At 50.2% G+C, this 7,806-nt stretch carries 8 protein-coding genes; 4 read left to right on the top strand and 4 right to left on the bottom strand.

The features are described 5' to 3' along the window. Window positions 1-147 precede the first annotated feature (147 nt). A complete protein-coding gene (locus IEV97_RS19175) occupies window positions 148-651 on the bottom strand; it encodes a YciE/YciF ferroxidase family protein (protein ID WP_188503103.1) in 504 nt (167 codons plus the stop codon). Between the two features lie 352 nt (window positions 652-1,003). On the opposite strand from IEV97_RS19175, the gene IEV97_RS19170 reads away from it, so the two are divergent. Beyond that, entirely contained in the window at window positions 1,004-1,900 is an 897-nt protein-coding gene (locus tag IEV97_RS19170) for a cyanophycinase (protein ID WP_188503102.1), read from the top strand. On the opposite strand, the gene IEV97_RS19165 is transcribed toward IEV97_RS19170, so the two are convergent. Further along, complete coding sequence (locus tag IEV97_RS19165; protein WP_188503101.1) at window positions 1,897-2,823, bottom strand: isoaspartyl peptidase/L-asparaginase family protein; 927 nt, start codon at window positions 2,821-2,823, stop codon at window positions 1,897-1,899. The two genes, IEV97_RS19170 and IEV97_RS19165, sit on opposite strands and share 4 nt — an antisense overlap. 169 nt (window positions 2,824-2,992) lie before the next feature. Between IEV97_RS19165 and IEV97_RS19160 the strand changes: the two genes are divergently transcribed. Both IEV97_RS19160 and IEV97_RS19155 read left to right on the top strand, forming a co-directional pair. Then, complete coding sequence (locus tag IEV97_RS19160) at window positions 2,993-3,370, top strand: DUF3127 domain-containing protein (protein ID WP_116544811.1); 378 nt, start codon at window positions 2,993-2,995, stop codon at window positions 3,368-3,370. 154 nt (window positions 3,371-3,524) lie between these two features. Then, window positions 3,525-4,145 (top strand): AlbA family DNA-binding domain-containing protein, encoded by a 621-nt coding sequence (locus IEV97_RS19155; protein WP_188503100.1) that lies wholly within the window; start codon window positions 3,525-3,527, stop codon window positions 4,143-4,145. A 684-nt stretch (window positions 4,146-4,829) separates the two neighbouring features. Here IEV97_RS19155 and IEV97_RS19150 read toward each other — a convergent pair. Further along, a complete protein-coding gene (locus IEV97_RS19150) occupies window positions 4,830-5,300 on the bottom strand; it encodes a toxin-antitoxin system YwqK family antitoxin (RefSeq protein WP_229734041.1) in 471 nt (156 codons plus the stop codon). A gap of 270 nt (window positions 5,301-5,570) precedes the next feature. Here IEV97_RS19150 and IEV97_RS19145 point away from each other — a divergent pair, with 270 nt between their 5' ends. Then, on the top strand, window positions 5,571-6,986 hold the full coding sequence (locus IEV97_RS19145; RefSeq protein WP_229734040.1) for a PhoH family protein: 1,416 nt from the start codon (window positions 5,571-5,573) through the stop codon (window positions 6,984-6,986). 43 nt (window positions 6,987-7,029) lie between these two features. On the opposite strand, the gene IEV97_RS19140 is transcribed toward IEV97_RS19145, so the two are convergent. After that, window positions 7,030-7,611, bottom strand: coding sequence for an SRPBCC family protein (locus IEV97_RS19140; protein ID WP_188503099.1), 582 nt, complete (start codon window positions 7,609-7,611; stop codon window positions 7,030-7,032). Window positions 7,612-7,806: the final 195 nt, after the last annotated feature.

Here is a 7,806-nt window from a genome sequence, read left to right as displayed (position 1 = left end):
GCCTGCCTAAACAAACCGGGACCTTGTTAAATCTGTCAACTTATTTCAGGACGATTCATAGGTATAAACAAAAAAATCTGTCTCCTTCTGGCCAGCTTGGTTAGCATGGGGAAAGGACAGATTTTTTTCGGTATATCATTCTAGAGCTTACTTTGCTCCTTTGTGTTCGGCTTTAACGTTGATCTTGCTTTCAGCCAGATCGGTTAATTTCAGGTCAGTGGCCTTTTCTTCCTCCAGTGTGGTGAGCAACAGTTTCAGGATCTCTTTGTGACCTAGCTGCTTGGCATAGGTGCAAAGGGTGCCGTAACCGGCAATTTCGTAGTGCTCTACACGTTGGGCCGAAGCAATCAGGGCGGCGTCCATCACATCAGAGTCAGCGTTTTCGGACATCATGTCCTGCGCCTCCTTGATGATTCCCTCCATCGCTTTGCACTTTTCTCCGGAGGCCTTCATGCCCAGTAAATCGAAGACTTGCTCCAGCCGTTCTATTTGTGTCTCTGTTTCGCTGAGGTGCATCTCAAAAGCCTTCTTCAGCTGAGAGGAGGAAGCCTCCTTCATCATTTTTGGAAGAGCCTTCGTAATCTGCTTTTCAGCGTTGTAGATATCCTTTAGTTCGTGGATGAATAAGTCGTTCAGGTTGTTTAGTTTCATAGCTTGGAAAGGTTTAGCGTCGTAAAAAATTATAAGCCTAAGCTTGTGAGATTACTATACGGGAGGATATGGCGGAGGTTTAAAAATATAACTTTTATTAGATAAAGTATATATAGTAAGAATACAGAGTTGTCAAATATGTCATATTTGTGATATTTTGGATGCCGCACGCCTTTTGCGTCTGTTGCAGTGCAATTCATAAAAACAATTAAATATGGCCTCAAAACAGAATAAAGGCGCTTGCCCCGTAACGATTTTCAAAAATATAGGTAATCTTATGGAGGATGATGTCAAGGCATAGGACCTCATACCTGGCGAGTAAGTATACAATTAGCATAAAAAAGAAGCACCCGTGGATAGACCAAAAGGAAAGCTCATAGCCATTGGCGGAAATGAAGACAAAGGCTCATACCCGAACCCAAAACACAAAAAAAAATATTACCTCGATTTTTTTGAGTTGGGTATACTCAAGCGCTTTCTGAGTGAGATACCATCCCCCAACCCTACGATAGAAGTGGTTACAACAGCTTCGCTTATACCTGAGGAAGTGGGTGAGCGTTATGAGAGCGCGTTCGGCATTTTAGGTTGTGAGAACGCCAACATGATGCACATCCGGGAAGAGGAGGACGCCCTGAAGCCAGAGTACCTGGAGCGCATCCGCAAAGCCGACGGGGTGATGTTCAGCGGTGGCGACCAGTCCCGGCTGACCCGCATTTTTGGTGGCACAGAGTTTTTGCAGACCGTGCATGACCGGTACTGGCACGAGGATTTTGTAGTGGCCGGAACCAGCGCAGGGGCCATGGCCATGTCAGAGATCATGATCAAGGGAGGCAGCTCCACAGAATCCCTCCTGCGCGGTTCTGTCAAGATGGGCCAGGGCTTCGGCCTGATCAGCGGTGTGATCATCGACTCGCACTTCGTGATCCGGGGTCGTTTCGGACGACTGATGGAAGCGGTGGCGACGCACCCTAAAACCGTCGGGATCGGTCTGGGCGAAGATACCGGTGTGCTCATCACGGAAGGGCACATGATCGAAACCATTGGCTCCAACCTGGTAGTGATCGTGGACGGGCACAGTGTGAGTTACACGAATATCAATAATATTGAGCCCGGCCGGCCGGTAGCCATTGCCGGCATGATGATGCATGTGCTGGCCAAGGGAAATGTGTTCAATATCAATTCAAGGTCTTTTTACAAGGACATGGCCGACGTGGAGAAAAACGAACTCGCTTCTGAGTCGCGCAGCTAGTCTTTATAGATCGACACCCTGCCTTCCTGGCCGCCGCGGCGATAAGCCCGGTACATCCCTTCGGAATTGAAAGGCAGGGCCAGTTTTCCATTGCCGTCTACAGCGATCAGTCCGCCCTCTCCTCCAAACTTCACGAGTTTGTCCATTACCACTTCCTCGCAGGCCTCCTGCAGGGTATAGCCTTTGTACTCCATCAGGCATGATATATCATAAGCCACCACCGCCCGGATGAAGAACTCCCCATGTCCGGTGCAGGAGATGGCGCAGGTTTTGTTGTTGGCGTAGGTGCCGGAGCCAATTAAAGGACTGTCGCCGATGCGGTTGTAGTTCTTATTGGTCATGCCACCGGTGGAGGTAGCCGCCGCCAGGTCGCCGTTCGCATCGCGGGCGACGGCGCCCACGGTGCCAAATTTACGTTCGTCGGTATGGTCGAGCATAAAGATGTCGGTGTCCCGCACCTCGCGCCACTGCTGGTAGCGGCGCTTATCGTAAAAGTATTCCTCAGGTGCAAAATCGATGTTGTACTTGCGGGCAAACTCCTCAGCCCCATACCCACTCAGGAACACATGGTCGGAGTGCTCCATGATGGCGCGGGTGAGACGCACGGGGTTGCGTATGTTACGCACCCCTGCCACCGCACCGGCTTCCAGCGTTTTACCGCACATGATGGCCGCATCCATCTCGTGCTTGCCTTCCTTTGTGAACACCGAGCCTCGTCCGGCATTAAATAAAGGGGAGTCTTCGAGCAGCACGACGGCCATTTCCACGGCATCCAGTGCGGAGCCCCCTTTTTCTAGCACCTGGTACCCCTGGTCAAGGGCGTGCGAGAGGGCTTGCTTGTAGGCTTTTTCTAGTTCTGGTGTCATGGAAGCGGGTGTGATGGTACCGGCCCCTCCATGTATGGCAATGGTTATGTTCTGCATATCTAGTGGGTGCGTTATAGTAGGCTCCTACGCCTATCGGGCCCTGCCTGTTTTGTCGGGCTGCTTTTAGGCCATAAAATTAAAAAAGCTGCTATTTTTCCGTCCCGCCGAAACCAAAGATTTTGTATATTTGTCCTTAGATCAATCTATTCATTATAAAGTTTATTTTATGTCGTTTGATATTCAAGGAAAGCTGTACGAAGTGTTTGAGGAGCAGCAGGTAAGTGAAAAATTCAGAAAGCGTGAGTTTGTGCTGGAGATTCCGGACGGTTCGTTTACGCAGTACTGCAAGTTCCAACTGACGCAAGACAAGTGCAACCTGATCGACAACTACAAGCCGGGTGACGAAGTGAAAGTTACGTTTAACCTGACAGGCAAGCCTTTCACGAAGAACGGCCAGACCATGTACTTCACGAACCTGCAGGCATGGCGTGTTGAGGGTGCTGCCGCCTCTGGTGGTTTTGGCGCTCCGGCTGGTGCTCCTGCTCAGGAATCAGCGGCTCCTTCTTTCTACAGCAGCGACGCGGACAACGATCTGCCATTCTAATACATATTGCGTATAAACAGAGCGAGCCCCGACAGGCTCGCTTTTTTTATGCACGCTGGCACAGTGTTTCGCCGAACTTACAAAAACAAAACCTGCTGTCGGCGATTGTTACTGTATAACCAGGTATAGCCTGTATACCTGAACCCCTCTGACTATGGACGATTTACAGCGCCTGATCTGGCAGGGCGAAAACGATCAGCTGGATTTTAAACAGCGCGTCACGCAGCCCGACAAAATAGCCCGCACCCTGGTTTCTTTTGCCAATACCCGCGGTGGCACCATTCTGATCGGGGTGAAAGACGACGGCAAAGTAGTGGGCGTGGATCCGGAGGAAGAAAAACACACCCTGGAGCTGGCCGCCAACTTTTACTGCGACCCTCCCCTGCTGCTCACCTATGAAGAAGTAGAACTGGACGGCCATACCGTCCTGAAAGTGTCTGTACCCGAAAGCGATGTGAAACCACATTTTGCAAAAGTGAAGGAAGATGACTGGCGGGGCTATGTGCGGGTAAAGGACACTAGCGTGCAGACCAGCAAGATGGTGGAGAAGTCTTTGCAGACGGAAGAACCCACCTTCGAGCGCATCCCCCTCGACCGCCACGAACACGCCGTACTGGACTACCTGGCTCTCAACCGCCGTGTCACGTTGCGGCAGTATATGAAGATCGCGAATCTATCTGAAAGAAGGGCTTACCGGATGCTGGTAAAGCTCGTGATTCATGGTTACCTAAGGCTGCATGATAAGGAGAAGGAGGAGTATTATACTTTGAGTTAGTGGAGAGTGAGGGTTTTTCCTCCCGACGGGGCTTGTAATCATGGCGCGAGCATCCTCGCTCGTGTCTGCTATGGGGGCCCTCTAGCCCTTTTTAACTATAGCGCTTACCTCACTTTGTGGCTACAGCTTTTCAGGTATAGCAACCTTAATTGTTTCATTGCTTGCCTTGGCCAGGCGGGCCCTACTTTTTTCCTTGATGAAAAAATCGAGGGCCCCTTCCCCCAGTAGGCAAAAAAATCAAGACGCTCCAAACTCGCTGAACGCTCGAACAGTGGAGCGCCGAAAAGTGCACCTGGCTGATGCTGTTTGTTTCATGGCTTCCGGGGCAAGTTAGTCTTGCTATACCTGCCAGTGTTCTGTGAAAGTAACTACAACGCCTATACCTGTTAATTGGTAGCTTCAGACTCCTTCCCCTGTTTTTAGGGGAAGGCCGGGATGGGGTAAACAACTACAACGCCTATACCTAAGGATTGACAGCAACAGACTCCCCTCCTTAGACAAGGAGGGGCAGGGGTGGTTGGTCCCGGTACTGCAAAAGAACAACTGAAACAACGAAGCTTATACCTGACAATGGCAATTGCAGAAGTCCCCCTTCGAAGGGGGCAGGGAGATGACAATTGTGCATAAGAATCCTGAAAATCCTTTAATCCTGTAAATCCTGATTCAGACAGCATCCTTCTCCCATCATTTCCTGCTCAGTTCCAGCTTGATCTCGTTTCCCTTTTCATAATACTCGGTATGGGTGAGCTGGCCGGCGCGGTTGTATACCTGCCAGGTGCCGAACCAGTAGTAGTGGATCACGCGCTCGGTCTCGACCACACGGGCCATGCCTTGCTTTTCGAGTTCGCCGTTGTCATGAAAAAACTTGATCAGAAATTCTTTGGAGTTCGGCTTGTGGTACTCAATTTTCCGGAGGCTGCCGTCAGGGTAGTAATAGCGCCACTTGCCCCGCTCCTGCCCGTGCTTGAACCTGCCATTGCGCAGCAAGGTGGCGTTGTCTGACAGGTATAGCTTCCAGCGTCCGTGGTGGCGTCCCTCTTTGTCGAAACGATTGATCTTGAAGGGCCAAATGCCGCTTTTAGGCTTCGGCTTCACCTGCGCAAGTAGAGGCAGCGCAAGAAGCAGTAGCAAAAAGAAGGTAGAGGTAGTTTTCATACGCCCGATCCGATTGTTAATACCGCGGAAAGAAATTCAGAACTTGTACTGAATTCTTAAACAAAGATAGCATATTTTTTCACTTACAACTAATTATTTAGTTATACATGTTTTACCTGTAAAGAGTTCTGAATCAGATGACTAAAAATCAGAATTTTTATACGATGGTAACAGCGCCTGTGCGGGGCAGGAAATCGCCTCTTTCTTAGATAGACTATGCGCTATGTATTTGCGTAAAAAGGCTATGTCTACCACTTTAGCCCTTCCCTTATGCCCAAACAGACGAAGTCACCCCAAGACAAAACTGAAAAAATCTCCCCTACTCCCGAAAAGGTAAAAGATCCGGCAAACGTTAAATCACCCGACTCCAAAGGGAAAAAGATATTTGTGCTCGACACCTCGGTCATTCTCTACGACCACAGTGCAGTGCGCAACTTCCAGGAACATGATGTGGCCATCCCGATTACGGTGTTGGAGGAGCTCGACAACTTCAAGAAAGGCAACGACATCAAGAACTTTGAGGCCCGGGAGTTCATCCGCTTCATTGATAAGCTTTCTTCAGAACACATGCTGCAGGAGTGGATTCCGCTCAATGGCAAGACCAAAGGCAAGTTTAAGGTGATGCTGAACGGCAGTTCCAAGGTGGATGCCACCAAAATTTTCGGGGACAAAAACGACCACCACATCCTGAACTCGGCCCTGCAAATGCAGCAGGATTTTCCGAAAAGCAAAGTCGTGCTGGTGACTAAAGACATCAACCTGCGCCTCAAAGCCCGTGCACTCAACCTGATCTCAGAGGACTATGAAACCGGCAAGATACAGGATGTAGCGGGCTTGTACACGGGCAGCGACACGCTCGAGGAAATTGACCCGTCCATCATCAACGAGCTCTACGAGAAAGGCAGCTCTGAAAGCGGCAAGGTGATCAAGGAAACACCACCCGACAATCACTTTTATGTACTCAAGAGCTTTAAGAACTCCATCCTCTCCTATTACAACCCGGTAGAGGACCAGTTTGAGCGGGTGGATAAGCAGACGGCTTATGGCGTGAAGCCACGCAACGCTGAGCAGACCTTTGCCATGCATGCCTTGTTAAATCCGCGCATCAAACTGGTAAGTATACAGGGTGTGGCCGGTACAGGCAAGACGCTACTGGCGCTGGCTAGTGCCCTGGAGCAGCGCCGCGACTACAAGCAGATCTATCTGGCACGCCCTATTGTGCCGCTCAGCAACAAAGACATCGGCTACCTGCCCGGCGATATCAAATCGAAGCTAAACCCTTACATGGAGCCGCTTTGGGATAACCTGAAGTACATCCAGAACCAGTATGCCGAGAGCAGTAAGGAGTACCAGAAGATCAAGGAGCTGGTTGAGCTGGAGAAACTCGTGATCACGCCGCTGGCTTATATCCGGGGACGCAGCCTTTCGAACATTTACTTTATCGTGGACGAGGCGCAAAATCTGACCCCTCACGAGGTCAAGACCATTATCTCGCGTGCGGGAGAAAATACCAAGATCGTGTTTACAGGTGACATTTACCAGATCGACACGCCCTACCTGGACTCGCAGAGCAATGGCCTCTCCTACCTGATCGATCGGGCCCGCAACCACCCGCTTTATGCGCACATCACGCTGCTGAAGGGGGAGCGCTCGGAGTTGGCCAACCTGGCCAACGAACTGCTCTAGCTATACCTATACCTGTCTAAAAGGCAAAAGGCCGCTGCTATACCTAGCTGCGGCCTTTTCTGTTGGCGATCTGTGCTTCGCTGTCTTCTTTAGCGGCTGGGTCTAGCAGTGTTTTGAGCGTAAGCAGGCTTTGTTCGGTTTCTGCTTCGGATTTAAGTTTCCTGAAGAAACCTTTATACTTGTTATACAGGTCGTCTGCTACCCGAGCTTTCTGAAGCCACACCACGCGTGTTCCGTCTTCCTGTGGCTCGAGGCTGAAAATGCCGATGGTCTCAAATTCCTCGCCTTTGGTAAGTTGTTTATAGTAAAGTTCGTTCGGTGGGGTGCTTTCCGTAAAGTGTACTTTTACCGTCCCCACCCGGTCGCCGATCCATTCCTGATGAGCTCCTTTGCCTGTGATCGGACCGCCGTAAAGGCGGATCATGGTGGGGTCGTATTCTTTGTTCCAGGCGTTCCACTCTTCCCACTTGGTAGGGTTGTTCAGGTATGTGAACACCTGCTCCGGCTTGGCGTTGATCAAAATGGAGCGTCTGACCTCGTAGGAGTCAGGGAGCAGGAAGGAACCGAAAACTACTGCGGCCGAAGCTACCAGCAACGACACCAGCATGATGAGGGACGCTTTCATATACGGTGCGGCATACCTGTTAGTGGATGGGATAATTTTATGCTAAAAGTACACCAATTTAAAGGAGAAAAAACAAGACTGCAAAGCAAGTGCACGAGAATATTTTTTAGCTTGCAAGCACTGTCTTTTTGTCAACAGTAGCTGTTTATACCATTTACCGACAAGTTACCGTATAAGGGCCAAACAAAAAACTAA

Source organism: Pontibacter amylolyticus, assembly GCF_014638845.1.
Classification (GTDB): domain Bacteria; phylum Bacteroidota; class Bacteroidia; order Cytophagales; family Hymenobacteraceae; genus Pontibacter; species Pontibacter amylolyticus.
The sequence above is the reverse complement of the archived record's forward strand: the minus strand, read 5'-3'. Positions and strand labels throughout refer to the sequence as shown.

Coding starts and splice junctions, on each gene's coding strand:
- IEV97_RS19175 (WP_188503103.1), bottom strand. CDS start 651: ATGAAACTAAACAACCTGAACGACTTATTCATCCACGAACTAAAGGAT.
- IEV97_RS19165 (WP_188503101.1), bottom strand. CDS start 2,823: ATGCAGAACATAACCATTGCCATACATGGAGGGGCCGGTACCATCACA.
- IEV97_RS19160 (WP_116544811.1), top strand. CDS start 2,993: ATGTCGTTTGATATTCAAGGAAAGCTGTACGAAGTGTTTGAGGAGCAG.
- IEV97_RS19155 (WP_188503100.1), top strand. CDS start 3,525: ATGGACGATTTACAGCGCCTGATCTGGCAGGGCGAAAACGATCAGCTG.
- IEV97_RS19150 (WP_229734041.1), bottom strand. CDS start 5,300: ATGAAAACTACCTCTACCTTCTTTTTGCTACTGCTTCTTGCGCTGCCT.
- IEV97_RS19145 (WP_229734040.1), top strand. CDS start 5,571: ATGCCCAAACAGACGAAGTCACCCCAAGACAAAACTGAAAAAATCTCC.
- IEV97_RS19140 (WP_188503099.1), bottom strand. CDS start 7,611: ATGAAAGCGTCCCTCATCATGCTGGTGTCGTTGCTGGTAGCTTCGGCC.